Source organism: Plantactinospora alkalitolerans (assembly GCF_015690345.1).
Lineage (GTDB): Bacteria > Actinomycetota > Actinomycetes > Mycobacteriales > Micromonosporaceae > Plantactinospora > Plantactinospora alkalitolerans.
On sequence record NZ_JADPUN010000185.1, the window covers coordinates 12,094 to 38,076 of the forward strand.

The following is a 25,983-nucleotide window of genomic DNA, read 5'->3' on the forward strand; positions in this document are numbered from 1 at the left end:
CGAACCCGCCCCGGGGGCCGTTCCGGCGGCTCCCGGGCCGGGCCGAACGGTTTCAGTTGCCCCACTCGGCGCGAAGCACCTGCCAGGCGGCGGTAACCTGCTCGGCGAGGTCCCGCGCCGTGCGGTCCTGCCCGACAGCCAGCCGCTGCACCCGGTGCAGGCCCCACTCGTCCGGAACCTGGCCCCGCGCGTAGCCGGCCACCATGGCCTCCTCCTCGGGGACGGCGTACCGCGCGAATTCATCGGCGAGTTTGGCCAGGCCGAGCAGCGGACCGCGGAGTTGCTCCACCCCTCGGGCGGCCAACCGTTCGGCGTTCATCCGGAAGGTGTCGACGTCGAGGGCCGCGAGCCCGCGAGCCGTGAACGGGCCGTTGTTGCGCACCTGGTACGCGAGCACCTCGCCGTTCTCGAGCAGCGTACGAATCTGCTGGTACTCCGCGCGCCACATCTCCCGCCGCGCGATCCTCGTCTCGTGTGCCTGGCGCTCGGCACGACGTGCCTCCTGCTGCTCGCGCTCGGCGGCCCGGTCGCGGAGCTGGATCACCCGCTGTCGCCAGGCGACCATCACGGCGACCACGATGCCGAGTACGCCGACAAGGCCCGGAACGATCGTCGGCCAGTCCTCGACACCGATCCCGCCTCCGGCAAGGAACTCCTGGAGGTGGGGGGCGCGCTCCGCGAACCCTCCGGCGTACATCATGAGCTTCCTCCCGCAGGAACGATCACGCGATGGCGGGTGCCAGGCGGCGGACCGTGGCGGCACGCCCTCGCTGGTGCAACGCCTCCAGGGCACGGATGTCGGCCAGATCCTTCGGGCGCCCCAGTGCGCGTTTGTAGGCGAGGACGTGCTCCAGCCGGACGAACCGCAGGCCCTCGATCACGTCCGCACCGTCGATGAGCTCGTCGGTGTCGAGCAGCGGTGCGATCCATCGGGCGTACACCTCGATCCGGCCGCCCCAGAAGTGCATCGCCCGGTCTCCACTGACGGGTCCCACCCTCGGCTCGCCGATGGCGCAGGCGCGCTTCCATGCCGCCCCCCTGGCCACGACGTCCAGGTCACCGATGTCCCGGCGCAGGCCCCGGGCGAGCATCGGTCCACTCCCGAAGATCGCAAAGTCGCGGTGGTCGAGCCCGAGCGAGACCAGACGTCGCAGCAGCGGGTGTCCGACCAGGTCGGCCACGGCTGGGGCAGTGTGCACAGCGACTCCTCATGATGTTCCGGCGTCCGGTCGATCGTCGGGGCGCGGTACCCGCTCACCGAGACTCGTCGTTCTCGCGCTCGCGATGTCCTGAAGAACCAGCCGGTCGACGATGGTGATGGCCTGGCGCCCCGTGTGTACGGCGTTGCCGCGTTTCATGGCCCGGATCACCTGCTTCGCCGAGTCGAGCGAGACTCCGGCGATGTCCGCCAGATCCTGCTGGCTGAACCGCAGCAACGTCCCGGACTCGGTGACAACCCCGAGCCCTCGGGCGTCGAGTTCGAGGATGGCCTTGGCGAGCTTCCGCTCGGCGCCCAGCAGCGACTCGACGCTCTTCTGCGTGGCCTCGGCGAGCCGCTCCTCGGTGGCGTACAGCTGAGCCAGGACGGCCCGTGGATGCTCGAGCAGGAAGGTCTTCCAGCTGTCCGCCGACAGGAACAGGGCTTCGACGTCGCTCAACGCGAACACGCTGGCCGAGCGCGGTTTCATCCGGATGGACGCCATCTCGCCCACCATCTCGCCGGGGCGCCTGATTCCGACGATGCGTCGCGGAGCCCCGGAGACGACCTTGACATGGCCCGTCCGGATCAGGAGCACGAAGTCGGTCGCCTCGCCCTCGCCGACCAGGATGCTGCCAACCGGATAGTGGATGACGGTCCCGATCTTTTCGAGAGAGGACCACTCCTCGTCAGTGTGGAGCGTTCCCGCGCTATCTAGGTTGACATATGCCACGGCCTAAGGTTAGCAATACACTTTGGAGTCGGCAATCCATGCCCCTAGATCAGTTCGACGAAGGTGGTCCAGGGGAAGAGCAAGCAGACCACCGACATCCTGAGGTACCAGCCGAACGATGCCGTGGCCGACGGAGGAGACCGTCGGCCACGGCATTCTGTCGTCGCGGGCGGCCCTCCGGCCGACCTCAGTCCTTCGCCGGGCCGACGGTGTCAGGCACGGTCGACCAGGAAGATGCGGCTGTTGTCGTCCGGTCCGAGATCGCGGTAGTGCTGGCCGCGCTGTCCGGCGGACCAGACGTCGACCAGCCACCGAGACACCGGGCTGTCGGCACCGTCCTTCGTGGCCGGTGACTGGATGCCCAACCGGTACCCCCGGGACTGGCCCGGCGCCAGGTAGCCCTTCTCGCACTTCGCCCCGGCCGGGTTGCCGGCCCGCGTCGACCGGAGACGGGAACAGCCCGACCAGTCTCCGCCGTCCGCCGCCATGCTCTCCGGTACCTCGACGGTGAAGGTCAGACCCCAAACCGGTTCCGGTCCGCTGTTCCGGATGGTCACCACCAACTCGCCGTGCCGGACGCCGTCGACCGGCCGGTTGAGCCGTAGGCCGTTGGTCTGCGCCACCAGGTCGGTGATGTCCTCGGCGGGGTCGTACGACGCCGGCGGCTTCGGTGTCCCCGTCGGGCGGCCCGGAGCCGTCCGACCCGGAACGGTTGCCGACCCGCTGCCGTCCTCGCCGGGCGGCGCGCTCGACTCCCCGGCCGTCGGCTCCGCCGTGTTCGGGCTGCTGGTTCCGGAATCGGCGGACGGCACCACCGTCGGTACCCCGGTCGTCGCCGGTGCGCCGGTCGGTGCCGCATCGGCACCGCAGCCGGCCAGTCCCATGGCCATCGCGCCGGCCAGGGCAACCACCATGGCTGCCATCCGGGTACGTCGATCGGATCCGAACCCGATGCTGTGCATCGCTCCCCCTTGATTAGGTGTCGGGCTCCGTCGTTCGCCCGTCGTGGCATACACCTCCATCCCTCCGCCTCGGTTGCGCCGGCAGGGCGGGATCTGACGTTGTGTCGGGGAGCCGACTGAGATCATCGAGTCGGACGCCCCACGCCATGGAACCGTCCCGAAGGGTCCTGACCGCCCAGAGCGTGGCCGCGTAGGCTCACCCTCGTGAACCAGCCCTGGACGCCGACCGACACCGGTGTGCTCGAACTGCCCTCGGGCCGGCTGGTCCGGGGTCGTGGCCTGCGTCGACCGCTTCCGCCCGGGCCGACCCCGACGTTCGCGGTGTACCTGCTCGGACGGAGACCTCCGGAGACGCCCTGGGAGAGCAGGTGGCTACGCTGGCCCGACTTCCGGCTGCCCAGTGACCGGGCTCAGGCCAGGACGATCCTCTGGGAGGCCTGGCAGCGGGCGGCGGACGACCGGGTCGAGGTCGCCTGCGGCGGTGGCCGGGGACGGACCGGTACCGCCCTGGCGTGTCTCGCCGTCCTGGACGGAGTTCCCGCCGACCAGGCGGTGGCGTTCGTACGTCGGCACTACGCCGCCGGGGCCGTCGAGACGCCGTGGCAGCACCGGTACGTGGCCCGGTTCGCCGGTCCGGACGACCCAGCGGCAGATCCGGCCTAGCGTCGGCCCGGTGCGGCTGCCGCTCACTCGAGGAACAGTGGCAGCAGGGGGAGCGAGTTGACCGCGGTGTGCAGCACGACGATGCTCCAGATATTGCGGTAGCGCGCCCACAGGTAGCCGGTGAGGAGCCCGAATCCGCCGTTCCAGACGACCATGATCGCGATCATCTCCGCCAGTGGGCCGTCGCCGATCCGGTGTACGTGCATCGCCGCGAAGAGCAGCGCGGTGGCCATGATCGCGGGCCAGCGTCCGAGCAGCGCCTCCAGCCGGGTCTGGAGCAGCATCCGGTAGAAGATCTCCTCGGCCAGGCTGGCGGTGAGGAAGGTCAACAACATGGCGGAGAGCAGGAACGCGCGGTCGAACTCGCGGTATCCGGAGAGGTCCTCGGTGCCGGCGAACGGGCTGTAGTAGAGCAGGTAGGCCCAGCCGAGAAGCGCGGGAACCGGGCCGAGCCGGCGCCAGCGGGCCGGCATCGACGCACGGTGGGTGGAGCCGCCCCGCCAGTCGGTCGGCCAGCGGCGCAGCAGCAGCCAGGCGCCTCCGAAGAAGAGCACGAGCTTGACCAGCCCGTACCAGACGCCGGGTTCGGCGGTGAGGACGATGGCGGGCAGCAGCAGGGCGATCCCGACCAGCCCGACGGCCTGCCGGGTCAGCGCGGGCCGGTGTGCGGCATCGGCCGGTGCGATCGCCGGTAGCTGTGGTGGCACGAGCCGGGTCAGCAGCAGGCCGGCGAGGGTGGCGACAACGATCGCGATCAGCGGCTTCGGTGATGCCTCGGCGTCGGCCGAGGTCCGTACGGCCGAGCCGCCGAGGCCGAGCAGGACGAACGGGGACAGGAGAAAGACGGCCAGTCCGGCCCCGGTGAAGATCCGCCATCGCATCGTTCCAGCGTCCTGGCTGCTCCGCCGGTTCTCCTCGTCCGCCGTGATGATCAACCGCTACGTCCTTCGATGGATGGCGCGGTTGTGGACCCGATGTGGCGCAAGTCCGGCGCCATCTGGCTCAGTCTTGGCTTGCATGTGGCGCCATAGTGATGCCATCATGGTGCCACGGCGGTTGCGGTAGCTCGACGCCGACCGACCCACCCCCACTTGACCATCGGACGTTCGGAGAGGAGAGGACATGGCCACACCCCGATCGGCGATCTCGGTGACCGGGCTGCGCAAGTCCTTCGGCAAGCAGGTCGTACTCGACGGAATCGACCTGGACGTGCCGGAGGGCATGGTCTTCGCGCTGCTCGGCCCGAACGGTGCCGGCAAGACGACCACGGTGCAGATCCTGTCCACGCTGCTCGACGCCGACGGCGGAAAGGTACGGGTCGCCGGACACGACCTGGCCGCCGATCCCGACTCGGTACGCGCCGCGATCGGCGTCACCGGGCAGTTCTCGGCGCTGGACAACCTGCTCACCGGCGAGGAGAACCTGCGGCTGATGGCGGACCTGTACCACCTGGGCCGGGGCGAGGGTCGGCGGCGCGTCACCGAGCTGCTGCAACGGTTCGACCTGGTCGACGCGGCCCGGAAACGCGCCGTGACCTACTCCGGCGGAATGCGGCGCCGGCTCGACCTGGCGATGACCCTGGTCGGCGATCCGCAGGTCATCTTCCTCGACGAGCCGACGACGGGACTCGACCCGCGTAGCCGGCGCACGATGTGGCAGATCGTCCGCGACCTGGTGGCGGGCGGGGTCACGGTCTTCCTCACCACCCAGTACCTGGAGGAGGCGGACCAGCTCGCCGACCGCGTCGCCGTGCTCGACCACGGCCGGTTGGTCGCCGAGGGCACCCCGGAGCAGCTCAAGCGCCAGGTTCCCGGCGGTCACGTCCGGCTGCGGTTCACCGACCCGGGCGGGCTCCGCGCGGCGGTACGGGTCCTGCGCGAATCCACCCCCGACGACGACGGGCTCGCCCTGCGGGTGCCGACCGACGGCAGCGTCCGGGACCTGCGGACGCTGCTCGGCCGACTCGACGACGCCTCGATCGAGGTCGAGGCCCTGTCGGTGCACACCCCCGATCTCGACGACGTGTTCCTCGCGCTCACCGGCCAGCCGCAGAAGGAGAAGGAGACCGTACGATGACCACCCTTGGCCACGTCGCGAGCGACTCGGCGACCATGCTGCGTCGCAACCTCCGGCACATGGTGCGCTACCCGTCCCTCACCCTGATGCTCCTCGCGATGCCGATCATCTTCCTGCTGCTGTTCGTCTACGTCCTGGGAGGGACGCTCGGGGCGGGGCTCGGCGGTGTCTCCGGCGGTCGCGCCGACTACGTCGAGTACGTCACCCCGGGCATCCTCCTGATCACCGTGGCCAGCGGTGCGGCGGGACCGGCGATATCGATCGCGATGGACATGACGGAGGGCATCGTCGCCCGGTTCCGCACGATGGCGATTGCCCGCGCCTCGGTACTGACCGGACACGTCGTCGGTAACCTGATCCAGACCATGCTCTGCCTCGCGGCCGTGCTCGCCGTCGCGGTGCTGGTCGGGTTCCGGCCCTCCGCCGGCCCGGTCGAGTGGCTCGGGGCGGCGGGTCTGCTCGGACTGCTCACCTTCGCCCTCACCTGGCTGTCGGTCGCGCTCGGCATCTCGAGCAAGAGCATCGAGACCGCCAGCAACCTGCCGATGCCGTTGACGCTGCTCCCGTTCTTCGGCAGTGGCTTCGTACCCACCGACTCCCTGCCGACCGGACTGCGCTGGTTCGCCGAGTACCAGCCCTTCACCCCGATCATCGAGACCCTGCGCGGGTTGCTGACCGGCACGCCGATCGGCAACAGCGCGGTTGTCTCGGTCGCCTGGTGCGTCGGCATCGCCCTGGTCGGATACCTCTGGTCGCTCAGGGCCTACAACCGGGCCTCCGTGCGGTGACGGCGCGGCCGTGGAAGTCCGCCTGACGGGTTCGAGCGGTCCGGACGGGTTCGAGAAGAGCAGCCGTGGCGCCGACGGCGCCACGGCTGCTCGCGACAACCGCGTCACTCCGGCCGGTTGCGGCCGAGCCCCGTGCGGGCGGCCGGCCCGGCCGTGGCGAGCGCGATGACCGGCGCCTGGTCACCCCGCCCAGACACCGGTCGAGGCCACTGTCCGGGCGTAGTCGCGGAAGTCGCGGGGCGGACGCCCGAGGGCCCGTTCCACCCCGTCGGTGAGGTGGGCGTTGCGGCCGTCCAGCACCTCGGTGAAGAGGTACGTCAGCAGCGCCACCTCGTCCGCCGGCAACTCGTACTCCGCCAGCATCCCGGCGTACTCCTCGATCGAGACCGGTCGGAACCGGATGTCCCGTCCGGTGGCGACGGCGATCTCACCGACGGCCTCGGCGAAGGTCAGCAGCCGGGGGCCGGTCACCTCGTAGAGCTGACCCGCGTGGCCGTCCTCGGTCAGCGCCGCGACCGCGACGTCCGCGATGTCGTCGGTGTCGACGAACGGTTCGCCGACGTTCCCGACCGGCACCACGACTTCGCCGCCCCGGACCGGCTCCAGCAGGTGCCCCTCGCTGAAATTCTGGTTGAACCAGCTCGCCCGGACGATCGTCCACTCCAGGCCGGACTTCATGACCACTTCCTCGGAGAGCTGCGCCTCCTCCTCTCCCCGCCCGGACAGCAGCACCAGCCGGCGTACCCCCTGCCGGGCCGCGAGGTCGGTGAAGGCCCGGATCGCGTCGGCGGCGCCCGGAACCGCCAGGTCCGGATAGAACGACAGGTACGCCGACGTCGCCCCGTCGAGCGCGGGCGCCCAGGTCCGCCGGTCCGCCCAGTCGAAGGGCGGCTCGCCGGAGCGGGAGCCGACCCGCACCGGCCGGTGTCGTGCCGTCAGTCGTTCCACCACCCGGCCGCCGGTCTTGCCGGTGCCGCCGAGGACCAGGGTCAGGGCCGTGTTCTCGTGCTCATGTTCGGTCATGACTGAATTCAAGCCGGCATACGTGCGACGTCCCATAGCCAGGAATCGCAATTCCATGTTCATGCGTCTAACCTGAGGCCGTGGACGTGCTGACCGGCCTGCTCGACGGGCCACGGGCCCGGGGGGCCTTCCTGCTCCGCTCCGTCCTCGACCCGCCCTGGTCGCTACGGATCCAGGACGAGGCGCCGCTGACCCTGGTGGTGCTGCTGCGCGGCGGCGCGGTGCTGCTGCCCGACATCGGGGAGGTCAGGCCGCTCGGCGAGGGCGACGTCGCCATCCTGCGCGGCCCGGATCCGTACACCGTGGCCGACGATCCGGCCACCCCGCCACAGGTGATCATCCATCCCGGGCAGCGGTGCACCACCGTCCGGGGGGAAGACCTGGCCCAGGCGATGGACCTGGGCGTACGCACCTGGGGCAACAGTTCGGACGGCGCCACGGTGATGCTCACCGGGACCTACCAGGTGGACGGCGAGATCGGCCGTCGCCTGCTCGGGGCGCTGCCGGGCCTGCTCGTGCTCCCCTCGGACGAGCGGCTCACTCCACTCGTCCGCCTGATCAGCGACGAGATCGTCCAGGACGTGCCCGGCCAGGAGGCGATCCTGGACCGGCTGCTCGACCTGTTGCTGGTCGCCGTCCTGCGGGCCTGGTTCGCCCGACCCGAGGCCGAGGTGCCGGCCTGGTACCGGGCCCACGCCGACCCGGTGGTCGGGCGGGCCCTGCGCATGTTGCACAACAACCCGGCCCACGCCTGGACGGTGGCCGGCCTGGCCGGCGCGACCGGTGTCTCCCGGGCGGGGCTGGCCCGGCGGTTCGCCGAGTTGGTCGGCGAACCGCCGATGAGCTACCTGACCGGCTGGCGCCTGGCTCTCGCCGCCGATCTGCTGCGAGAGCCCGGCGCCACCGTCGCCTCGGTGGCCCGGCGGGTCGGCTACGGCAGCCCTTTCGCGCTCAGCACCGCCTTCAAGCGTGAGCGCGGGATCAGTCCACACGAGCACCGGGTGGGGGCGTCCGCCGGATAGGCGGACGTCAACCGTCCTCGAACTGACCGTCGAACGGATCGCGACCGAGCAGGTCCAGGAAGGCCGCCCGCACGTCGATCTCGACCGCCTGGCCGCGTTCGACGCGTTCCCGGACCTGCTCGAACAGTGGCGTCAACCGCCGGATCTCCTCTGCGGAGACCACGGCCACCAGTGGTGCGGAGTTACGCCGGCCGACCGCGACGGCGACGAGGCTGGTGTCCGGGATGGCCGAGAAGGTGAACGGCCCCATCCGCTCCACGGTCACCGTCGGCGTTCCGTCCTCGCCGGAGCCGCCCGCCATCGCACGGATCCCGGCGATCCGTTCGAGCTGGTACTGCGCCAGTGCCCGCAACGTCGTCGACTTCTCAGGGTTGTCGCGGATGTCCCGGAGCCGTCGCTCGACGTCATCGAGGTTGGCCGAGTTGTCATCTTCGCGCGAGCCTCGCATTGCCAGAGAGTATCGATGCCGATCCGGGTCCAGTCGCACACGCGGTGCGAACGAATCTCGATTCGATGTGGGGCGGCGCGACCCGGGTCCCGGTCAGTCCGCCGGTGTCCAGTACGGATCCCGGCCGATGAAGGCGAGCAGCCTGGCCTGGGTGTCGGCATCGTCCTTCACCGGCATCCTGGGGCCGTACTGTCCGGACGACCGGATGACGTCCTCCAGCGGCTCCATCCCCGCGAGCAGCAGGGCGCAGAACTCCGGGTCGAGGTGATCGTCCTGGCCGGTCGCCCGGGCCAGGTCCCAGGTGTGCATGAACACGTCCGAGGTGTAGAACTGGTCGATCGCGCGATCGAGCGGCAGTTGACCGATGTGCCGGTTGGACAGCGTCAGTCCGGCGGTCGCCGGGTCGTCGAGCAGCGCCTGTACGGCATCGACGTGCGCCTGCCAGGCCCCGACCGGATCGTCGTCGACAGACGGTACGGCCGGCAGCCGTACGCTGGACCCGTGGGCAAGGAACGACGGCAACCATTCGACGAGGTGACGTACGACGTCGCGGGCGGTCCAGCCGGCGACCGGGGCCGGCGCGTTCCACGAGCGGGTGCCCCGGACGCGGGCGGTGAACACCCGGGCGATCTCCCGGTGCCGCTCGGCGGGCAGGTCAGAGAGTGCCATCGACGAGCATCCTGTCAAGCTTGGCGTAACCCTCGTTGACCCCGGTCTCCATGCCGCTGGCGAGCCACGCGTCGCGGCCCTCGAAGCTGTCGACAAGGGACTGCACGCGCAACCGGCAGCGCCCGTTGCCGAGGTCCTCGAACCACAGCGTCTCCAGCGCCACGTCGTCGGGTTGTCCCTCGAACGTGAACGTCTGCACGATCCGGTCGGGCCGGACCTCGTGGAAGCAGCCCCGGAACCCGTACTCCTCGCCATCGCGGCCGGCCACGTACCGCCAGCCGCCACCGGCGCGAGCGTCCCATTCGAGGATGCGCGTCTCCATGGCGTCCGGTCCGACCCACTGCGCGTACAGCGCAGGATCGGTGTGCGCCCGGAACAGTTGCTCGGGCGTACCGTCGAAGTCGCGGCTTATTCGGATGACCGGCACCTTCGGGTCGGCCTCGATCGTGGTTTCAGCGACAGTGCTCACGCCGTCGTTCCCTTCTGCTCTTCGATATCGTTCGGTGTCTCGTCGTTCATCCGCGCCAGCACCGCGTCGAGGCGGCGGTAGCGCTTCTCCGCCTGGCGCCGGTAGCGCTCGATCCACTTGTCCATCAGGTCGAAGACCTCCATTTCCAGTCGCACCGACCGGGGCTGGGGTCCCGGTGGCCGGCTCACCAGCCCCGCGTCCTCGAGCACTTTGAGGTGCTTGTAGACCGCCTGCAGCGTCATCTGGTAGGGCTCCGCGAGCTGGTTCACGGTCGCGTCGCCTGCCGAGAGTCGGGCCACCATGTCGCGGCGGGTCGGATCCGCCAGTGCCGCGAAGATCCGCGACAACCCGTCTGTCGTCATCCTCACCCCCAGCTTTCAACTCTCTGGTTGAAAGAAACGTTACGTTCGTTCGACGAGCCTGTCAACCAGAAGGTTGAAAGACTCGCCACCGCGCTGTCCTGCTCGCGAACACATCGCGAGCGGTTGATGCTATTCCGTCATAATGGAATTCCGCTATGGTGGAGCGGTGCAGAGCATCACCCCGGACCCCGGCCTCGACATGGCGGCTCTTGGCGGCCGGCTGCGTGCCGAGCGTCGCCAGCGCGGCCTCACCCTCCAGCAACTCGCCGCCGCCAGCGGGGTGAGTCGCAGCATGCTGTCCGAGGTGGAACGGGGGAGCCGTGTGCCGACCGTACTCGTCCTCGACCGGATCGCGACCGGGTTGGGCACCAGCATCGCGCGGCTGCTGCGTGCGGAGCTGCCCGCGCGAAGGGTGGTCCTGCGGCACGACGAGCAGGACGTGGCGCGGGACCCGTCCGGCTGGGAGAGGCGGGTGCTCAGCCCCGTGCTGCCGGGCGTGGAGTTCGAATTCATGCGCACGACAATCGGCGCCGGAGTGGACGCGGGCGTCTTCCTGCCGCACCGCCCCGGCTCCCGTGAGTATCTCGCCGTGGAGGCGGGTGTCCTGCGGCTCTCGCTCGACGATGAGCAGGTGGAGCTACGCCAGGGGGACAGCATCTTCTACCTGGGCGACTGTCACCACGGGTTCGCCAATCCCGGCACCGAGGCCTGCGTCTACTACCTGGCGATGGACCTTCCCGACGCCCACGACGGGCACTCGGGATGACAGCGTCGGTTCCGCCCGGATGGGCCTTCACCGCCGACGACGTACGCCAACTCGGCCACCGCACCGTGGAGATCATCGTTGCCTACCTGTCCGGCCTGCGGGAGCGTCCGGTGTTCCAGCCGTACCCGACCGACCTGGCCGGGGCGCTTGGTGCGGAGCGGGCGCCCGACCACGGTGCGACCGTCGACGCGGTACTGGACGACTTTCTCCAGCGGGTCGCGCCATACCCCTTCGGCAACGGACATCCCCGCTTCTTCGGCTGGGTGAACTCGCCGCCCCACCTGCTCGGAATCGTCGCCGACGCGCTCGCCGCGACCATGAACCCGAGCGTCGCCGGCGGCAACCATGCCGCCGTCCACATCGAGCGCCAGGTGGTGCGCTGGTTCGCCGACCTCGCCGGGTTCCCCGATGGGAGCACCGGCCTCCTGGTCAGCGGTGGCTCCATGGCCACCCTGACCGCCCTGACTGTGGCCCGCCACCGGGCCGCCGTGCGGGTCGGCGTCGACGTACGGGCTGACGGGATGCAGGGCCACGGGCGGCGTTTCGTGCTCTACCTGGGTGCGGAGGGCCACGGGTCTGCCCGCAAGGCGGCCGAACTGCTCGGCATCGGATCGGCGAACATCCGTACCATCGCCTCGGACGACCGGCACCGGATGCGGCCGGATCTGCTGCGCGACCAGATCGCACACGACCTGGCCGACGGACGGGTGCCGCTCGCCGTCATGGCCACCGCCGGTGCCGTCAACACCGGTGCCGTCGACCCTGTCGACGTCATCGCCGACATCTGCGCCGACCTCGGGGTGTGGCTGCACGTCGACGGATCGTACGGCGGCCCGGCGGTGTTGCTCCTGGACCGGTACCGGGACAGCGGGACGGCACTGGCCCGGGTCGACAGCCTGGCCCTCGATCCACACAAGTGGCTCTACGCCCCGGTCGACGTCGGCCTCGTGCTGCTGCGTGACCGCCACGGTGCCCGCGAGACGTTCAGCCTCGTGCCGCCGTATCTGCGTACCGACGACGACCCGACCGGGGTGGCGGGCCCGACCTGGTTCAGCGAGTACGGCTTCGACCAGACCCGCCCCTTCCGGGCCCTCAAGGTCTGGCTGATGCTCAAACACCTCGGTCTCGACGGCTACCGAGGGCTGATCGCCCACGATCTCGCTGTCGCGGCCCGGCTCGCGGCCGGCGTCACCGCCGCCACCGACCTGGAACTGCTTGCCCACGGGCTCAGCGTCGTGTGTTTCCGGTGCCGACCCGCGGGATGGGCCGGTGACGGCGCAGCGCTCGACGCACTCAACCGTCAGGTGCTCTCCGCCGTCCAACTCGGCGGGCGCGCGTTCCTCGCCGGCACGAGCGTCGACGGTGTCTTCGCGCTCCGCGCCTGTGTCGTGAACCCCGGCAGCGACGGCGCGGACGTGGACGCCCTGCTGACCGAGGTCCGCACGGCGCTGTCCCTGCTCACGGAGGACCAGCCGCGATGAGACGACCAGTCGCGATGAGACGACCAGCCCACTTCTTCGACCTCGGCGGTACCCTCCTCGCCCTCGACGACCACGACGAGATCGCCTTCGACGAGCATCACCGGGTCACGATCCTGCCCGGCGTCACGCGTCGGCTGGCGGCTCTGGCCGGAACTCCGGTCTTCGTCGTGACCAACCAGGCGGGCCTCGCGGACGGGACGCTAACCCCCGGGCGGTTTCACGACCTCTGTGACCAGTTGTCCACCGCCACCCAGGGAGTGGTCACCGACTACGCGGTCTGCGCGCACCCGCGCGACGCCGGATGCACCTGCCGCAAGCCCCGGCCGGGTCTGGTCCTCGGCCTGGCCCGGGCCCATCACATCGACCTGGCGACGTCGACGATGATCGGTGACACCGAGACCGACCGGGAACTCGCGGTCGCGGCGGGAATCGGGCACTTCACCTGGGCCGCCGAATTCCTCAGGGAGCCATGACGGAACGCCTCGGCCGGTGGTCACGGCGCGGGACCGCCGCGGTGGGTCGGCACGAGGGGGCCGGGAGAGCCGTGTCGGCTCAGTCCAGGCAGGTCAGGGCGACCTCGGCCGACCGCATCAGGCTGGCCCGGTCGGGGTTGATGGCGCCCATCACCCGCAGGCCCTGCAGGCTTGTCACCAGGAAGTTGGCCAGGTCACGTGCGCTGCGGGCGGTCGGGATCTGACCGCGGAGCTGCCCCTCGGCGAGCACGTCGAAGAGTGCGACTTCGAGTGACTGGGTGGTCGACCGGAGCCGCTCGGCGACCCGGAGGTCGGTGTGGGCCCGTTCCATCGCCGCACCCACGATCAGGCAGGCCTGTCGCCGGGAGTCCCGGGCGATGTCGTCGACAACACCGACGAACACCTCACGGATGACGTCGCGGGCGTCGTTGCCGGCGCGGAGCATATCGGTCAGCGGGGCCGCGTACCGCTGCCGGTATAGGTCGAGCGCGGCCAGGTACAGGCCGTCCTTGCTGCCGAACGCCGCGTAGAGCGAGCCACTGCCCAGGCCGGTCGCCTCGGCCAGATCCCGCATCGAGGTGCCCTCGTAGCCTTTGCGCCGGAACACGTCCATCGCCGCGGCTACCGCGACGTCAACGTCAAACTCCCGATTACGCGCCACGGGCCTACCGTACGCCTTTCTGGAACGACTACCAAAGTATTCGGAAGCCCTCTGCTGCCCGTGGCGACCCACCGGCCGCGCCAGACCGCCGCGTTGAACCATTGTGGCTCGTGGGGAGCGGCGGATCGGGATTGTGAGCGTAGCCATATTCTTTGTCGTACGTTCCAGATAGTCGTTAGCGTAGGCAGCACGGCACGGGGATCGGAAGTGGCCATGACGGCGGTGCCGCCGCCAGGACCTCCCGGGCGTGCCGGAACCGCCCGAAACCACCATTCCGGCTGTTCCGGACGAAATCCCGCCTATCGTGCGACCGAGAACCGACCGGAGGAACAGCATGGCCCCGACAGGCGTAGGCATCATCGGCCCCGGCGCGTGGGCGTCCAGCTCCCACATCCCGGTGCTCGCCGCCTCCCCGGCGTTCGAACTGCGCGCGGTGAGCACCTCCCGGCGGGCCTCGGCGGACGCCGCAGCGGCCAGGTACGGCGTGCCCGGCTACCACGACCACCGGGACCTCATCGAGCACCCCGGTGTCGACCTGGTGGTCGTCGCCGTCCAGGTCACCCGGCACTTCGAGCTGATCTCGGCGGCGCTTCGCGCGGGCAAGATGGTCTACAGCGAGTGGCCGCTCGCCAACGGCCTGGCCGAAGCCGAGCGCCTCGCCGAACTGGCCCGGACGGCCGGGGTCCGTACCGTGGTCGGGCTTCAGGGCCGCTACGCCCCCGAGGTCCGGTACGCCCGCGACCTGATCCACGACGGGTACGTCGGCACGGTGCTCGGCACCGCGATGGTCGGCTCCGGCATGGTCTGGGGCGGCGAGGTGGCCAGCCACAGCCAGGCCTACTGGTTCGACAACAGCAAGGGCGCGACGACGCTCACCTCCGCCACGCTGCACGCCCTCGATCCGCTGCACTCCGTGCTCGGCGAGTTCGATACGGTCACGGCGAACCTCGTCGTCGGACGTAGCGAGGCGACGGTCACCGAGGACGGCAGCCGGATCCCGGTCACCGCACCCGACCAGGTTGCCATGATCGGCACCCTCGACTCGGGTGCGGCCGCCTCGATCTTCTACCGGGGCGGTGCGTCGCGCGGCGAGAACTTCCGCTGGGAGGTCAACGGCACCGACGGGGACCTCGTGCTGACCGCGCCCTGGGGGAACATGCAGGTCGCCCAGCTCACCCTCGCCGGCGGTCGGGGGACCGACGCCGCCGTCACGCCCCTCACGGTCCCGCCGTCCTACTCGGAGGATGTTCCGGCGGAACTGGCGCGGACCCCCGCCGAAGGAGTCGCGCAGCTCTACGCGGCGCTCGCCCGCGACCTGGCCGAGGACACCCGGACCGTGCCCGACTTCGCGCTCGCCCTGGCCCGGCACCGACTTATCGACGCCGTCGAGCGCTCCTCGGCCAGCGGCGTCGCCCAGTCCCTGAGGTGACCAACGGCCGGCCGGCGCCCCGGCGCCGGCCGGCCCAGGACGATCGGAGTCGACGACGTGAAAGCGGTAGGACTACTACGCCATGGCGGACCCGAGGTACTCCAGGTCCTCGACGTGCCGACCCCGCACGCGGGACCGGGCGAGGTCCGGATCCGGGTACGGGTCGCGGCGGTCAACCCGGCCGACACCCTGATCCGGGCCGGCCTGACGCCCATACGCCAGCGCGGTGCGCATCCGGTCATCCCCGGCCTCGACGTCGCCGGGACCATCGACGAGATCGGCCCCGGCACCGACACCGGCCTCGCCGTCGGCGACGAGGTGATGGCCATGGTCAACCCCACCCGGCCGGGCGGCGGCGGATACGCCGAACGGGTCGTGCTTTCCGAGTCGTGGGTGGCACCGGTTCCGACCGGGGCGAGCCTCGCCGAGGCGGCCACGCTGCCGTTGAACGGGCTCACCGCCCTGCACGCCCTCGATCAGCTCGACCTTCCCGAGGGAAGCACGATCGCCGTCACCGGCGCGGCCGGGGCGGTCGGCGGGTACGCCCTGCAACTCGCCAAGGCCGCCGGTCACCGCGTACTGGCCGACGCCGCGCCGGCCGACGTACCGCTCGTCGCCGCGCTCGGTGCCGACGACGTCGTCCCGCGCGGGCCGGGTGTCGCCGACCGGTTCCGTGAACTCACCTCCCAGGGTGTCGACGCGGTGGTCGACGCCGCGATCATCGGCGTACCGCTGTTGGCCGCCATCCGCCGCGACGGCGCCCTCGCGTACGTGCGAGAGGTGCCGGACTCGACGGCGTTCGCGCAGGCGGCCGCGGCGCGTGGCATCAGGCTGGTCCACGCCTTCGTGCACGAGTACGACGGACGGCGCGACAAGCTCGACCTGCTCTGCCGGCTCGCCGGCGAAGGGCGGCTCGGCCTCCGGGTCGCCGACACCTTCCTGCCGCAACGTGCGGCCGAAGCCCACCGGCTCCTCGAAGCCGGCGGCGTACGCGGCCGGCTGGTCCTCGAATTCTGACGCGTGGGCCATCGCGGCGACCTCGTCGGACCGGGGCCTGTCCGGCGGAGCAAGCCGGACAGGCCCGTGGCCCGAGGAGGGCTCAGCGCTTGAGCGTGAAGGTGAAGTCGCTGGAGAGCTTGCCGCTGAGCCGGACTGCCGAGACGAGTTTCCCCGCCGCGATCAGTCTGTCGACCTCGGCGCGCGGCAGATCGCAACCTTCGGCGATCAGTCGCACCGGCCGGACCGGGATCCGGGCCGCAAAGCGGACCGAGATGTCGATCACCTCGCGGTCCAGGTGATCCGATCCGCCGGTGTCGAGGCGCCAGGCGTCGTCCCAGTCGAGGGCGACGCGATTACGGCGCTGCACGACCGGATCCTGGAGCAGTTCGGCTGTCAGGCCAGGGTCGTTGTCGTGCAGCCGGTCCAGCAGCTCAGGTCGTACGGAACGCACGGTCATCCGCTCCAGGACCGTGAGCTTCGCGGTCTCCCCGCAGGCGGTACAGAGCGCGAGGAGCCAGACGTCGATGAGCTTGTGGTTTGCGTTGACGCGAAACTTACCGCTCGCCCGGAAGCGCTCGGACGCGCACGTGTGGCATCGGCGGCGGACGAGCGGTAGGCAGGTGGGTACGACCATCCAGTTTTTGAGCACAGAAGTACACCGGTTTCCGTGAGAATTCCGCAGCAGAAGAAGCGCGGCGCAGATGCGCGACGCGCGACAGATCAGCGTTCGGGAGGTCTCACAGGGTGTACAACGGCATGTCCTTGACCTGGACGACGTGGTTCGACAGCACGGTAGTGGCGCACGACGGCGCCCCGCCAGTGGATTTCGGGGCGAATGTCTTCCAGGACTGGAAGAAGCTGAGGTTCGGTGGGTGAGGGGCGGTGAGTTCGGACCAGACGGCTCCAGGATCGGTCACGGCGGGCCGGCGACGGGAGGTCGCCGGCCCACCGTGCCTGCTGGCTACCGAACCCGTAGCTGCTGGTGGACCGCCGCGGCGGGAGCGTAGGTCGGGTCGCCGGAGTAGGCGACGTGGACCGGGTAGACCCCTGCGGACAGTCCGGTGGTCGGCAGCCCGATGACCGCCGCGCCGCCGGTCAGCGGCACCACCCGGGTGGTACCGCCGAAGGTGACGGCGACCTCACCGGTCGCCTTCGGGGCCCTGCTGTGCCGGGACTGTGCCCGCACGTCGACGTTCAGCGTGAACGTGCCACCGTGGACGATCGACGCGGGTGTGGCCTTCGCCTTCACCGCGACTCCCACCGCGCCGGGCGGCGTCAGGGTGACCCGGGCCGAACTTGCCTTGGTCGGGTCCGCCACCGACGTCGCCACGACGGTGAGCGACGGCGCGGTCTCGGCGGCGGCCACCGAGAGCAGACCGCCCGCGGAAATGGTCGTACCCGCCGAGGTCGCGCCCTTGACCGACCATGTCACCGCCGGGCTCACACCCTCGTTGGTCGTCACCCGGGCGCCGAACTGCCTGACCCAGTTCCAGCCCTTCGTCAGGTTCTGCGTCGCGGGCGTCACCGAGACGGAGTCGACCCCCGACCACAGGTGGTCCCTGGCGAAGGTCGTGAACAGCTGCCCCGCCGTCATCCCGTCGTGCGCGCCGGGGACCTGGGTCGTCTCGGCGGCGAACCCCCGAGCCCTGAAGTTGTCCGCGATGGCGTTCTGGGCGTTGAGGTTGCCCTCGAAGACACCGTTTCCGAGGAAGACGAAGAGGTCGTCGTTCCCGACCGCCGCCGCGATGTTGTCGTAGTCCTGAACGGTGAGCGACGGATTACCGGAGAAGTGCCCGTAGAACGCGAACGTGGTCGGATAGTTCCTGATCACGACCCCGCCCGTCATCCCGCCGTACGAGAACCCGGCGTAGGCGCGCCCGGCACGCTCGGTCGAGACGTTGTAGTTCTGCTCGACGAGCGGAAGGATCGTCTGGACCAGGTTGTTGGCGGCGTTGGTCTGGTTGTAGGAGGCGAAGCCGAGGCTGGTGCCGGTGAAGTGGTTTCCCATGGTGACAACCACAGTGGGCTCGATCTCGCCCCTGGCCGTCATGTTGTCCAGGATGTTCGGAACATTCGCCGGGACCATGAAGTCGGTCTCGTCACCGAAGATGCCGTGGGCGAGATACGCGACCTTGTACGGCTCCGCGCGGTTGGCATCGTAGTTGGCCGGCAGGTAGACGCCGAGGTAATGGCCACTGTCGCCCAGGATCGTGGTGTAGGGGACGTACTGGACGGTGCCCCGCTGCGAGGGGTCCGGCGCCGGCAGCTCGTACTTCGCACGCTCCCTCAGCACCGGGTCGTTCTGCTTCGCGGCGTACGGCACGTACACGGCATCGAGAACGTCGTTGTTCCTCACCCGGAACGAGGACTCGCCAGGGGGTCGGGGGTGTGTCGAGGCGGGATCCCAGATGCGCCTGTTCACCCAGCCCTGGGTCGGGTCCCAGACCCGGTACCAGTAGCTGAGACTCCCGGCGTGCAGGGGGACCGAGACCGACCAGTATCCCTTCGCGTCCTTGGTCATGTCCCTGAGAAACTCGGTACCGCCGGCGTGGTACCGCCCCGGCTGCCACGCCTCCGGCTGGTACCGCGTGTTGCCGGTGCCGACGTCCAGCAGAGTCAGGTCCCCGGCAAGGCGGACCTGTGTCGCGTTGGGATTGTGATAGACGAACGTGACGGTGTATCCGGTCGGTGAATGCCGATCCGGCCTGACGGTCGGGCCTTCCACACTCGTGGGCCTGCCTGCGGCGGCAGCCGGCGCGGCGACGACGGCGCCCGCACCGAGTGATATGAACGCGAGCAACGAGACCGCACGCCTGAGCCTGCGTCTTCCGGTCGCCTTCCTCATCTGAGGACACTCCTCCGTGGTCTCTTGTCGTGGCCTGCCCGGATCTCGTGGTCGTCCCGGCCGGTACGAGATCCAGGTCCACCGGATCGCATGCCTCCGCGGCGGCAGCTTCTGATCCGATGCGGGTGGTGTACTGGTGCCCTGCTAAATCGAATTAGCAGCGTCCGTAGTGTGGCCGGCCCCGCTTTCCGGTGTCAAGGGCGCCCAGGGTTGTCGCGATGTCGCGTTGTCCGGCCGCCCCCGTCGCGGCGTCGACGAGGTGGCGCGGTGCTCGGCCGGCGCGCCAGAGGGCACGCCGGTCCGACTGGCTATCCGTTCAGGGCCGCCACGATGCGGTCGGTGGTGATCGGCAGGTCGCGTACCCGGACCGAGAGGGCGTCGGCGACCGCGTTCGCGATGGCGGCGGCCGTCGGTCCCTGGGCCGCCTCGCCGGCGCCGACGGAGGGCTCGTCCGGCCGGGCGATCAGGTGTACGTCGACCTGCGGCACCTCGCTGAACCGCAGGATCGGATAGCTCTCCCAGTCCGCGCTGGTGATCCGCCACCGGTCGAACCGGACCCGTTCCTTCAGCGTCCAACTGGTCGCCTGGACGGCCCCGCCCTCGATCTGGTTGCGTACCCCGTCCGGGTTGACCACCCGACCGACGTCGACCACCAGCGCCAGCCGGCGGACCCGTACCTCGTGCACGGCCTCCACCTCCGCCACCACCGCGCAGTACGCGCCGCGGTCCTTGTAGCGGGCGAAGCCGATGCCGTACCCGACGCTCTCCTCGGTGCCGCGCCGATCCCAGCGCCCGAGTTCGGCGGCGGTGGACAGCACCTCGCGGGCCCGTGGATCGGCGAGCTGGGCCAGCCGGTACGCCACCGGGTCCTGCCCGGCGGCCAGGGCCAATTCGTCCATAAAGGACTCGACCGCGAACACGTTCGTGAACGCGCCCAGCGAGCGCAGTGACGAGGACCGCACCGGCGTCCGCAGCAGCCGGTGGCCCTGGATCCGGCGGTGCGGGAAGGTGTAGATCGGCGACGCGTTGCGCGTGATTCCGCCACCGGCCAGCACGGGTGGGTCGGCCGGTGGCGGGACCGGGCGGGACCGGTCCTGGTGTGCCGCGCCCAGCAGTCCCGGGCTGCCGGCGTACCCGGGTCGGGCGGTGTGCCCCTGGCTCCACACGTCGTACGACCAGGTGAGCACGGCGCCGGTGGCGTCGACGCCCGCCTCGACGTCGGCCACCATCGCCGAGCCGAAGGGCGCCCAGGTCAGCTCGTCGCGTCGGCTCCACCGGACGTGCACCGGGCGCCCGGGCACCGTACGGGCGAGCAGTACCGCGTCGAAGGCGGCGTCGTCGGCGCCGTTGTGCCCGTAGCTGCCGGCGCTCTCGACGTGCCGCACGCCGACCTGGTCGATGTCGGAGCCCAGCGCCAGTGCGATGGCCCGTTGCAGGGCGTGGATGCCCTGACTGTGGCTCCAGACGCTGACGCCCTCGCCGTCCCAACGGGCCGCACCGCAGCTCGGTGCCATCGAGGCGTGCGCGAGGAAGGGCCGGCTGTAGCTCGCGCGGATCCGCCGGACGGCCCGGTCCGGGACGCCGGACGGGTCCGGCTCGGCCACCACGAACGACTCGGCGGGGCCGTCTCGGAGGAACCGGGGCAGGTCGTCCTCGTCGGGCAGCGTCGGCTCCTCGTGCCAGCGCGCGGTGCCGGCCAGGACGGCGGCGGCCCGCTCGGCGGTCTCCTCGTCCTGCGCGACCACGCCGAGGAAGTCGCCGTCCCGGAGCACGGAGACGACCCCGGGCAGGGCGTCGACGACGGCCGTGTCGACCCCGGTCAGGGTCGCCGCCGGTGACGGCGGCCGGACGACGCGGCCGGAGAGCTGTCCGGGCAGCGTGAGGTCCTGGATGAACCGGGGTCTGCCGGTGATCTTGTCGGGCAGGTCCAGCCGGGGCACGCTGGTGCCGACCAGTCGCGATTCGGGTATGGCCTTGGCCCGGACCGATCCGTCCACCTCCCGCTCGAGGTCGATCCGGTCGGCCAACTCGGCGTAGCTGACGCGGCGGGATCCGCCCGGGGTGCTGGCGACGCCGCCCGAGACGGTGACGTCGGCCGGGTCGGCGGCGAGGGTACGGGCGGCCTCGGCGACGAACAGGGCCCGGACCTCGGCACACACCTGACGTACGGCGGCACCGGAGTCGGCGACGGAGAGGCTGCCGGCGGTCAGCCCCTCGTCCGGTCCCTCCGCGGTGCTCGCCGCCTGCATCCGGATGGCGGGAAGGTCGACGTCCAGTTCGTCGGCGGCGATCTGGGCGAGGGCGGTGAGGATTCCCTGGCCGAGTTCGACCTTGCCCACCCGCACGGTGACGGTGCCGTCCCGGCCCACGCTCACCCAGCGGGAGAGCCGGGGGTTCGCGACGAGTCCTCGGGGCAGCGCCGGTCCGGCGGTGGGCGCCGGGTCCGGGCTTCCGGTGCTCATCGGCGTCCGGCTCCGCGCGCACCGGCGCGGACGACGGCCCGGACGATGCGTCGCTGTGCGCCGCACCGGCACAGGTGCCGGTCGAGCGCGGCCGCGACGGTGGACTCGTCCGGGTGCGGGTTCTCGGCGAGCAGCGCGGCGGCGCTGACCAGGATCCCCGAGACGCAGTACCCGCACTGGGCGGCCTGCTCGTCGAGGACCGCCTGCTGGACGGGATGCAGTACGTCGCCGTCGGCGAGTCCCTCGACGGTGGTCACGTCCCTCCCCACGGCCGACCACATCGGTACGTCGCAGGACGGCGCGGGTCGCCCGTCCAGCAGGACGACGCACGCGCCGCACTGCCCGACGCCGCAGCCGAACCGGGAGCCCTTGAGGCCGAGCCCTTCCCGCAGCACGTGCAGCAGGGTGCTCTGGTCCTCGGCGTCGACCTGTCGCCGCTCGCCGTTGACGGTCAACTCGAATGTCTGCTTCATGTCGGACTTCCGCCGTACCTCGGGACGATGATCCACAAATTGTGGCAACAGCCTCGCCCCGCCGGGCCGCGCCGTCAACCGTTCCGGGCCGTCGAACTCCCGCAGGGGGTAGTCGGACCTGGGGATCCGTTGCCTAGGCTGGGTCGGATGGACGCGACGAGTGGAGCTACCCTGTCGGGCCGTGCGGCGGCGGACGCCGGATATGCCCTGGCCTTCGACCGGTTGTTCGCCCGGGGCCGGACCGCCGTGCTGGCCGGTACGCACTATCGGGACACGCCGCCGGTGGACGGCGGCCGGTGGGGAATGTCGGTGGTCCTCCGGCCGGACCCGGACTGCGCGCACCGGTTGGCGGCGGTAACGGTGGAGGCGCTCGGCATCGCCGGGGCGGTGCACTGGCCGACCGGGGCGGTCGAGGCGGTGCACTTCACGGTCCGGGCGATCGAGGAGCACCGGTCCGTGATCCCGTCCGACGATCCGTTGGTGGCGCGCTCCGCGTCGGCGTTGAACCGGGCCGCCGCCGTCTCGCCGCCGGTCCGGCTGCGGCTGTCCGGGCTGACGTTGACGCCGTCCGGGGTGATGGTCTGCGCCTTTCCGGAGGATTCGGCGGCGGCCGGGTTCGCCGACCGGCTCGGCGAGGAGTTGGGGCCGGACGGCTGGTTCGAGGCCGCCTACCACCGGGACATCTGGTACGCCACGCTGGTCCACTTCACCGGCGAACTGCGTGACCCGCGGGGGCTGGTGGACTGGGTGGCCGCGCGGCGGTACCTGGACCTGGGTACGACCACCGTCGGCGCGGCCGAACTGCTGCGGTTCGCGTACAACGGTCGCCAGCCGGTACGGGTCGGGCTCGCCCGGGCCCCGTTCGCCGGAGTGTCGACCCCGTAGCCGAAAGGAGAGCGGCAGCGAGCGGTTTAGCCACGGCTGACCCGCCCCCAGACCGATCGGCGCTCAGGCTGCGGTGTCGTCGGGTCCGGTCGGGGTGTGCGGGCCGGTGGCGGCGGCCCGACCGAACCGGTCGCTCCACTCCCGGATCTGGTCGACCAGCTCGGGCGGCGAGATCACCTCGAACTCCGCGCCGAGGGAGCCGAGGGCCAGGATCGGCCAGTCCAGGGTGTACGTCGTCATCGACAGCCGGCACCGTTGCTCGTCGAGGTGCGCGATCGTGCCCCACCGGCCGACCCGGTCCCGTACCGTGCCGGCGGGGGCGTGCACCAGCGCCTCGACCTGGTATGGCGTCGCGAGGTTCTCGATACTCGCCCGGATGAACGCGGCGGCGTCCTCGGCGGGCAGTTGCCGGGGGTTGAACCGGGCGCCCGTGCCCAGTGGTTCGCGCATCCGGTCGAGCCGGAAGCTGCGCCAGTCCTGCCGGGTGAGGTCGTATCCGACCAGGTACCAGCGGCGGCCGAGGGAGACCAGCCGGTGCGGTTCGATGTGTCGGGCGGTCTGCTCCGCGTCCCTGGCGGTGTAGGAGAAGCGCAGCCGCTCCGCGTCCCGGCAGGCCTGGGCGACCGTGGTGAGGACGGCCGCCTCGATGGTCGGTCCGGTCTCGCCGCCCCACGGCGACGGTACGGTCATCGCCCGCAGCGCGTCGACCCGACGGCGCAGCCGGGCGGGCATCACCTGGACCACCTTGGTGAACGCCCGGATCGAGGCCTCCTCGATGCCGGCGATCGCGCCCTGGGCCGCCGCCTGGAGACCGACCGCGAGCGCGACGGCCTCCTCGTCGTCGACGACCAGCGGGGGAAGCGCGGCGCCCGGGGCGAGCTGGTAACCGCCGTCGACGCCCCGGTGTGCGTCGACCGGGTAGCCCAACTCCCGCAGCCGATCGACGTCGCGGCGCAGCGTGCGTACGGAGACGTCGAGTCGGTCCGCCAGTTCGTTGCCGGGCCAGTAGCGGTGGGTCTGTAGCAGGGACAGCAGGCGGAGGGTCCGGGAGCTGGTGTTCGCCATGCCGTCAGTGTGCCCGCAATTCAGGTCAGGAAGTGGCCGCTATGGTCCGTACGTTCCGTCCCATGACCGAATCGAACATCCGACCGGCGGGACGTGACGATGATTGACGCCCGCTCGCTCACCCGGGACTTCGTGGTGAGCCGTAGCCAGACCGTGCACGCCGTCCGGGGCATCAGCCTGCGGATCGAGCCCGGCGAACTGGTCGCCGTGCTCGGCCCGAACGGGGCCGGCAAGACCACCACGATGCGGATGCTCACCACGCTGATCGCGCCGACCTCCGGTACCGCCACGGTCGCCGGTCACGACGTCGTACGCCAGCCGGCCCAGGTCCGCCGGCACATCGGCTACGTCGGCCAGGGCAACGGCGCCGGCCACACCCAGCGGGTCCGTGACGAGCTGAACACGCAGGGCAGCATCTACGGTCTGGACCGCCGGGCAGCCCGGCAGCGGGCCGCCGAACTGCTCGACGCCCTCGACCTCACCGAACTCGCCACCCGGAAGGTCTCGGCGCTCTCCGGCGGCCAGCGCCGGCGCCTCGACGTGGCGATGGGCCTGGTGCACGGGCCGTCGCTGCTGTTCCTCGACGAGCCCTCCACCGGGCTGGATCCGCAGAACCGGGCGAACCTGTGGGAACACATCCTGCGGATGCGGGCGGAACACGAGATGACTGTCGTGCTCACCACGCACTACATGGACGAGGCCGACTCGATGGCCGAGCGCGTCGTGGTCGTCGACCACGGCGAGATCATCGCCGACGACTCGGCCGCGACGCTCAAGGCGAAACTGGCCGGTGACCGGATCGTCGTGACGGTGGCCGGGGACGACGCCCGGCCGCTCGCCCGACTCGTGGACCGGCTGCCGGGTGCCCGTGACGTCGTGTGCGACGGGAACCGGGTGCAGGCGCACGTCGGGAACGGGCCGGCGGCGCTCCCGGAACTGCTGCGGGCCGCCGTCGCCGCGGACGTACCGGTCGCGACCGCACAGGTGCACCAGCCCACCCTGGACGACGTCTTCCTCGCCCTCACCGGCCGGAGTCTCCGGGAGGGCGAGAACGAGCACGGCAATCCGCAGGACGCGAAGACCCCGAAGGACGTACCGGCATGAGCACTGTCAGCGTTACCGCACCGTCGCAGATCCGGACGGCGGGCCGGACCGGTCCGCTCGGCCTGTTCCGGGACATCGGCATCGTGATGACCCGGGAACTGCGGCCGTTGCTGCACGACCCGTTCTCGGTGATCTTCGGAATGGTGCAGCCGCTGGTCTTCCTCGGGCTGTTCGGGCCGCTGCTGGTCGGATCGCTCGGCGGCCAGGCCGGTACGGCTCTCGGCAACGGCGGGGTGTGGCAGTGGTTCGTTCCGGCCATCCTCGTCATGACGGCTCTCTTCGGTACCTCGACGACCGGCGCCAGCCTGCTGTTCGAGTTCCAGACCGGTGCACACGAGCGGATGCTGGTCACCCCGCTGTCCCGCCCCTCGCTGCTGATCGGGCGGGCGCTCAAGGAGATGGTGCCGCTGGCCGGACAGGCGGTGATCATCGTGCTGGTGATGATCCCGTTCGGCTTCCGGCTGCACCTGGCCGGTGCCCTGGTCGGGCTGGCCCTGCTCGCGGTGTTCGGCATCGGACTCGGTGCGCTCAGCTACGCGCTGGCGATCGCCGTACGCAAGCAGGACTGGATGTTCTGGGTCGTACAGCAGACCCTGATCTTCCCGCTCATGCTGCTCTCCGGGATGCTGCTGCCGCTGGAGACCGGCCCGGGGTGGATGCGGGCGGCGGCCCAGCTGAATCCGCTCGCCTACCTGGTCGACGCCGAGCGCGCGCTGTTCGCCGGCCGGATCGGCACCGCGACCGTGCTCTGGGGATGGGTGGCGGCACTGGTCACCGCCGCCGTCGGGTTGGCGGTGGGAGTCCGGGCGATGGCCCGCAGCGCCGACTGACCCCTCGCCTGCCGGTCGGTCCACGGGTCGTCCGTGGACCGACCGGGGGAGGCCCAGCCGCCGGACCAGCATCATCCTAGGATGCTTTACGGATGGT

29 protein-coding genes are annotated in these 25,983 nt (G+C 70.9%); 12 read left to right on the top strand and 17 right to left on the bottom strand.

The features are described 5' to 3' along the window. Window positions 1–52: 52 nt before the first annotated feature. The 4 genes from I0C86_RS19915 to I0C86_RS19930 all read right to left on the bottom strand — a co-directional run bounded on the left by I0C86_RS19915 (window position 53) and on the right by I0C86_RS19930 (window position 2,893). The gene (locus I0C86_RS19915) at window positions 53–700 is read right to left on the bottom strand and encodes a hypothetical protein (protein ID WP_196202770.1); all 648 of its coding nucleotides are present in this window, start codon (window positions 698–700) and stop codon (window positions 53–55) included. Between the two features lie 22 nt (window positions 701–722). After that, a complete protein-coding gene (locus tag I0C86_RS19920; RefSeq protein ID WP_196202771.1) occupies window positions 723–1,199 on the bottom strand; it encodes a hypothetical protein in 477 nt (158 codons plus the stop codon). Window positions 1,200–1,208: 9 nt separating this feature from the next. Further along, complete coding sequence (locus I0C86_RS45100; protein ID WP_196202772.1) at window positions 1,209–1,931, bottom strand: Crp/Fnr family transcriptional regulator; 723 nt, start codon at window positions 1,929–1,931, stop codon at window positions 1,209–1,211. 212 nt (window positions 1,932–2,143) lie between these two features. Then, window positions 2,144–2,893, bottom strand: coding sequence for a hypothetical protein (locus I0C86_RS19930; protein ID WP_196202773.1), 750 nt, complete (start codon window positions 2,891–2,893; stop codon window positions 2,144–2,146). Window positions 2,894–3,097: 204 nt separating this feature from the next. On the opposite strand from I0C86_RS19930, the gene I0C86_RS19935 reads away from it, so the two are divergent. Then, window positions 3,098–3,556, top strand: coding sequence for a protein-tyrosine phosphatase family protein (locus I0C86_RS19935; RefSeq protein WP_196202774.1), 459 nt, complete (start codon window positions 3,098–3,100; stop codon window positions 3,554–3,556). Window positions 3,557–3,579: 23 nt separating this feature from the next. On the opposite strand, the gene I0C86_RS19940 is transcribed toward I0C86_RS19935, so the two are convergent. Next, window positions 3,580–4,491: a CPBP family intramembrane glutamic endopeptidase gene (locus I0C86_RS19940; RefSeq protein ID WP_196202775.1), complete on the bottom strand. Its 912-nt coding sequence runs from the start codon at window positions 4,489–4,491 to the stop codon at window positions 3,580–3,582. A 187-nt stretch (window positions 4,492–4,678) separates the two neighbouring features. Here I0C86_RS19940 and I0C86_RS19945 point away from each other — a divergent pair, with 187 nt between their 5' ends. Both I0C86_RS19945 and I0C86_RS19950 read left to right on the top strand, forming a co-directional pair. After that, window positions 4,679–5,632, top strand: a complete 954-nt coding sequence (locus I0C86_RS19945) for an ATP-binding cassette domain-containing protein (RefSeq protein WP_196202776.1) — start codon at window positions 4,679–4,681, stop codon at window positions 5,630–5,632. Beyond that, on the top strand, window positions 5,629–6,420 hold the full coding sequence (locus I0C86_RS19950) for an ABC transporter permease (RefSeq protein WP_196202777.1): 792 nt from the start codon (window positions 5,629–5,631) through the stop codon (window positions 6,418–6,420). Before I0C86_RS19945 ends, I0C86_RS19950 begins: the two co-directional genes overlap by 4 nt. Window positions 6,421–6,600: 180 nt before the next feature. On the opposite strand, the gene I0C86_RS19955 is transcribed toward I0C86_RS19950, so the two are convergent. Further along, complete coding sequence (locus I0C86_RS19955) at window positions 6,601–7,443, bottom strand: NAD(P)H-binding protein (RefSeq protein ID WP_196202778.1); 843 nt, start codon at window positions 7,441–7,443, stop codon at window positions 6,601–6,603. A gap of 80 nt (window positions 7,444–7,523) precedes the next feature. On the opposite strand from I0C86_RS19955, the gene I0C86_RS19960 reads away from it, so the two are divergent. Continuing rightward, on the top strand, window positions 7,524–8,465 hold the full coding sequence (locus I0C86_RS19960; RefSeq protein ID WP_196202779.1) for an AraC family transcriptional regulator: 942 nt from the start codon (window positions 7,524–7,526) through the stop codon (window positions 8,463–8,465). A gap of 7 nt (window positions 8,466–8,472) precedes the next feature. Here the strand turns inward: I0C86_RS19960 and I0C86_RS19965 are convergent, their stop codons facing one another. The 4 genes from I0C86_RS19965 to I0C86_RS19980 form a co-directional block, all read right to left on the bottom strand. Next, window positions 8,473–8,913: a hypothetical protein gene (locus tag I0C86_RS19965; RefSeq protein ID WP_196202780.1), complete on the bottom strand. Its 441-nt coding sequence runs from the start codon at window positions 8,911–8,913 to the stop codon at window positions 8,473–8,475. Window positions 8,914–9,006: 93 nt separating this feature from the next. Beyond that, window positions 9,007–9,582: a TIGR03086 family metal-binding protein gene (locus tag I0C86_RS19970; protein WP_196202781.1), complete on the bottom strand. Its 576-nt coding sequence runs from the start codon at window positions 9,580–9,582 to the stop codon at window positions 9,007–9,009. Further along, window positions 9,569–10,051, bottom strand: coding sequence for an SRPBCC family protein (locus I0C86_RS19975; protein ID WP_196202782.1), 483 nt, complete (start codon window positions 10,049–10,051; stop codon window positions 9,569–9,571). The genes I0C86_RS19970 and I0C86_RS19975 overlap by 14 nt, the downstream gene beginning before the upstream one ends. Beyond that, on the bottom strand, window positions 10,048–10,413 hold the full coding sequence (locus tag I0C86_RS19980) for an ArsR/SmtB family transcription factor (RefSeq protein ID WP_230394448.1): 366 nt from the start codon (window positions 10,411–10,413) through the stop codon (window positions 10,048–10,050). Before I0C86_RS19980 ends, I0C86_RS19975 begins: the two co-directional genes overlap by 4 nt. Window positions 10,414–10,579: 166 nt before the next feature. Between I0C86_RS19980 and I0C86_RS19985 the strand changes: the two genes are divergently transcribed. From I0C86_RS19985 to I0C86_RS19995, 3 genes are read left to right on the top strand one after another with little or no spacing between them, the layout of a single operon-like run. After that, on the top strand, window positions 10,580–11,179 hold the full coding sequence (locus I0C86_RS19985; RefSeq protein WP_323373738.1) for a helix-turn-helix domain-containing protein: 600 nt from the start codon (window positions 10,580–10,582) through the stop codon (window positions 11,177–11,179). After that, complete coding sequence (locus tag I0C86_RS19990; protein WP_196202784.1) at window positions 11,176–12,660, top strand: pyridoxal phosphate-dependent decarboxylase family protein; 1,485 nt, start codon at window positions 11,176–11,178, stop codon at window positions 12,658–12,660. The genes I0C86_RS19985 and I0C86_RS19990 overlap by 4 nt, the downstream gene beginning before the upstream one ends. 14 nt (window positions 12,661–12,674) lie before the next feature. Then, window positions 12,675–13,133, top strand: coding sequence for an HAD-IIIA family hydrolase (locus I0C86_RS19995; RefSeq protein WP_230394449.1), 459 nt, complete (start codon window positions 12,675–12,677; stop codon window positions 13,131–13,133). Between the two features lie 79 nt (window positions 13,134–13,212). Here the strand turns inward: I0C86_RS19995 and I0C86_RS20000 are convergent, their stop codons facing one another. Continuing rightward, on the bottom strand, window positions 13,213–13,794 hold the full coding sequence (locus tag I0C86_RS20000) for a TetR/AcrR family transcriptional regulator (protein ID WP_323373739.1): 582 nt from the start codon (window positions 13,792–13,794) through the stop codon (window positions 13,213–13,215). A gap of 334 nt (window positions 13,795–14,128) precedes the next feature. Between I0C86_RS20000 and I0C86_RS20005 the strand changes: the two genes are divergently transcribed. Continuing rightward, window positions 14,129–15,223, top strand: coding sequence for a Gfo/Idh/MocA family protein (locus I0C86_RS20005; protein ID WP_196202787.1), 1,095 nt, complete (start codon window positions 14,129–14,131; stop codon window positions 15,221–15,223). Window positions 15,224–15,280: 57 nt separating this feature from the next. Continuing rightward, window positions 15,281–16,240 carry an NADP-dependent oxidoreductase gene (locus I0C86_RS20010; RefSeq protein ID WP_196202788.1) on the top strand — a complete coding sequence of 320 codons (960 nt, stop codon included), beginning with the start codon at window positions 15,281–15,283 and terminating at the stop codon, window positions 16,238–16,240. Window positions 16,241–16,322: 82 nt separating this feature from the next. Here I0C86_RS20010 and I0C86_RS20015 read toward each other — a convergent pair whose 3' ends face one another. From I0C86_RS20015 to I0C86_RS20035, 5 genes are all read right to left on the bottom strand, one after another. Then, on the bottom strand, window positions 16,323–16,856 hold the full coding sequence (locus I0C86_RS20015; protein WP_230394460.1) for a DUF1062 domain-containing protein: 534 nt from the start codon (window positions 16,854–16,856) through the stop codon (window positions 16,323–16,325). 103 nt (window positions 16,857–16,959) lie between these two features. Further along, window positions 16,960–17,139, bottom strand: a complete 180-nt coding sequence (locus I0C86_RS20020) for a hypothetical protein (RefSeq protein ID WP_196202790.1) — start codon at window positions 17,137–17,139, stop codon at window positions 16,960–16,962. 44 nt (window positions 17,140–17,183) lie between these two features. Beyond that, window positions 17,184–19,067, bottom strand: coding sequence for an Ig-like domain repeat protein (locus I0C86_RS20025; protein WP_196202791.1), 1,884 nt, complete (start codon window positions 19,065–19,067; stop codon window positions 17,184–17,186). Window positions 19,068–19,375: 308 nt separating this feature from the next. Beyond that, window positions 19,376–21,529 carry a xanthine dehydrogenase family protein molybdopterin-binding subunit gene (locus I0C86_RS20030; protein ID WP_196202792.1) on the bottom strand — a complete coding sequence of 718 codons (2,154 nt, stop codon included), beginning with the start codon at window positions 21,527–21,529 and terminating at the stop codon, window positions 19,376–19,378. Next, entirely contained in the window at window positions 21,526–22,002 is a 477-nt protein-coding gene (locus I0C86_RS20035) for a (2Fe-2S)-binding protein (RefSeq protein WP_196202793.1), read from the bottom strand. The genes I0C86_RS20030 and I0C86_RS20035 overlap by 4 nt, the downstream gene beginning before the upstream one ends. Before the next feature lie 147 nt (window positions 22,003–22,149). Here I0C86_RS20035 and I0C86_RS20040 point away from each other — a divergent pair, with 147 nt between their 5' ends. After that, window positions 22,150–22,887, top strand: a complete 738-nt coding sequence (locus I0C86_RS20040; RefSeq protein WP_230394450.1) for a hypothetical protein — start codon at window positions 22,150–22,152, stop codon at window positions 22,885–22,887. Between the two features lie 63 nt (window positions 22,888–22,950). On the opposite strand, the gene I0C86_RS20045 is transcribed toward I0C86_RS20040, so the two are convergent. Beyond that, window positions 22,951–23,952 (bottom strand): helix-turn-helix transcriptional regulator, encoded by a 1,002-nt coding sequence (locus I0C86_RS20045; protein ID WP_196202794.1) that lies wholly within the window; start codon window positions 23,950–23,952, stop codon window positions 22,951–22,953. Between the two features lie 99 nt (window positions 23,953–24,051). Between I0C86_RS20045 and I0C86_RS20050 the strand changes: the two genes are divergently transcribed. Together I0C86_RS20050 and I0C86_RS20055 are read left to right on the top strand one after the other, a co-directional pair. Beyond that, window positions 24,052–25,056: an ATP-binding cassette domain-containing protein gene (locus tag I0C86_RS20050; RefSeq protein ID WP_196202795.1), complete on the top strand. Its 1,005-nt coding sequence runs from the start codon at window positions 24,052–24,054 to the stop codon at window positions 25,054–25,056. Further along, entirely contained in the window at window positions 25,053–25,886 is an 834-nt protein-coding gene (locus I0C86_RS20055) for an ABC transporter permease (RefSeq protein WP_196202796.1), read from the top strand. The genes I0C86_RS20050 and I0C86_RS20055 overlap by 4 nt, the downstream gene beginning before the upstream one ends. Window positions 25,887–25,983 lie beyond the last annotated feature (97 nt).

Coding starts and splice junctions, on each gene's coding strand:
- I0C86_RS20030 (WP_196202792.1), bottom strand. CDS start 21,529: ATGAGCACCGGAAGCCCGGACCCGGCGCCCACCGCCGGACCGGCGCTG.
- I0C86_RS19990 (WP_196202784.1), top strand. CDS start 11,176: ATGACAGCGTCGGTTCCGCCCGGATGGGCCTTCACCGCCGACGACGTA.
- I0C86_RS19965 (WP_196202780.1), bottom strand. CDS start 8,913: ATGCGAGGCTCGCGCGAAGATGACAACTCGGCCAACCTCGATGACGTC.
- I0C86_RS20025 (WP_196202791.1), bottom strand. CDS start 19,067: ATGAGGAAGGCGACCGGAAGACGCAGGCTCAGGCGTGCGGTCTCGTTG.
- I0C86_RS19915 (WP_196202770.1), bottom strand. CDS start 700: ATGATGTACGCCGGAGGGTTCGCGGAGCGCGCCCCCCACCTCCAGGAG.
- I0C86_RS19970 (WP_196202781.1), bottom strand. CDS start 9,582: ATGGCACTCTCTGACCTGCCCGCCGAGCGGCACCGGGAGATCGCCCGG.
- I0C86_RS19995 (WP_230394449.1), top strand. CDS start 12,675: ATGAGACGACCAGCCCACTTCTTCGACCTCGGCGGTACCCTCCTCGCC.
- I0C86_RS20005 (WP_196202787.1), top strand. CDS start 14,129: ATGGCCCCGACAGGCGTAGGCATCATCGGCCCCGGCGCGTGGGCGTCC.
- I0C86_RS19950 (WP_196202777.1), top strand. CDS start 5,629: ATGACCACCCTTGGCCACGTCGCGAGCGACTCGGCGACCATGCTGCGT.
- I0C86_RS20015 (WP_230394460.1), bottom strand. CDS start 16,856: ATGGTCGTACCCACCTGCCTACCGCTCGTCCGCCGCCGATGCCACACG.
- I0C86_RS20050 (WP_196202795.1), top strand. CDS start 24,052: ATGATTGACGCCCGCTCGCTCACCCGGGACTTCGTGGTGAGCCGTAGC.
- I0C86_RS19955 (WP_196202778.1), bottom strand. CDS start 7,443: ATGACCGAACATGAGCACGAGAACACGGCCCTGACCCTGGTCCTCGGC.
- I0C86_RS20035 (WP_196202793.1), bottom strand. CDS start 22,002: ATGAAGCAGACATTCGAGTTGACCGTCAACGGCGAGCGGCGACAGGTC.
- I0C86_RS20040 (WP_230394450.1), top strand. CDS start 22,150: ATGGACGCGACGAGTGGAGCTACCCTGTCGGGCCGTGCGGCGGCGGAC.
- I0C86_RS19930 (WP_196202773.1), bottom strand. CDS start 2,893: ATGCACAGCATCGGGTTCGGATCCGATCGACGTACCCGGATGGCAGCC.
- I0C86_RS20055 (WP_196202796.1), top strand. CDS start 25,053: ATGAGCACTGTCAGCGTTACCGCACCGTCGCAGATCCGGACGGCGGGC.
- I0C86_RS19945 (WP_196202776.1), top strand. CDS start 4,679: ATGGCCACACCCCGATCGGCGATCTCGGTGACCGGGCTGCGCAAGTCC.
- I0C86_RS19980 (WP_230394448.1), bottom strand. CDS start 10,413: ATGACGACAGACGGGTTGTCGCGGATCTTCGCGGCACTGGCGGATCCG.
- I0C86_RS20045 (WP_196202794.1), bottom strand. CDS start 23,952: ATGGCGAACACCAGCTCCCGGACCCTCCGCCTGCTGTCCCTGCTACAG.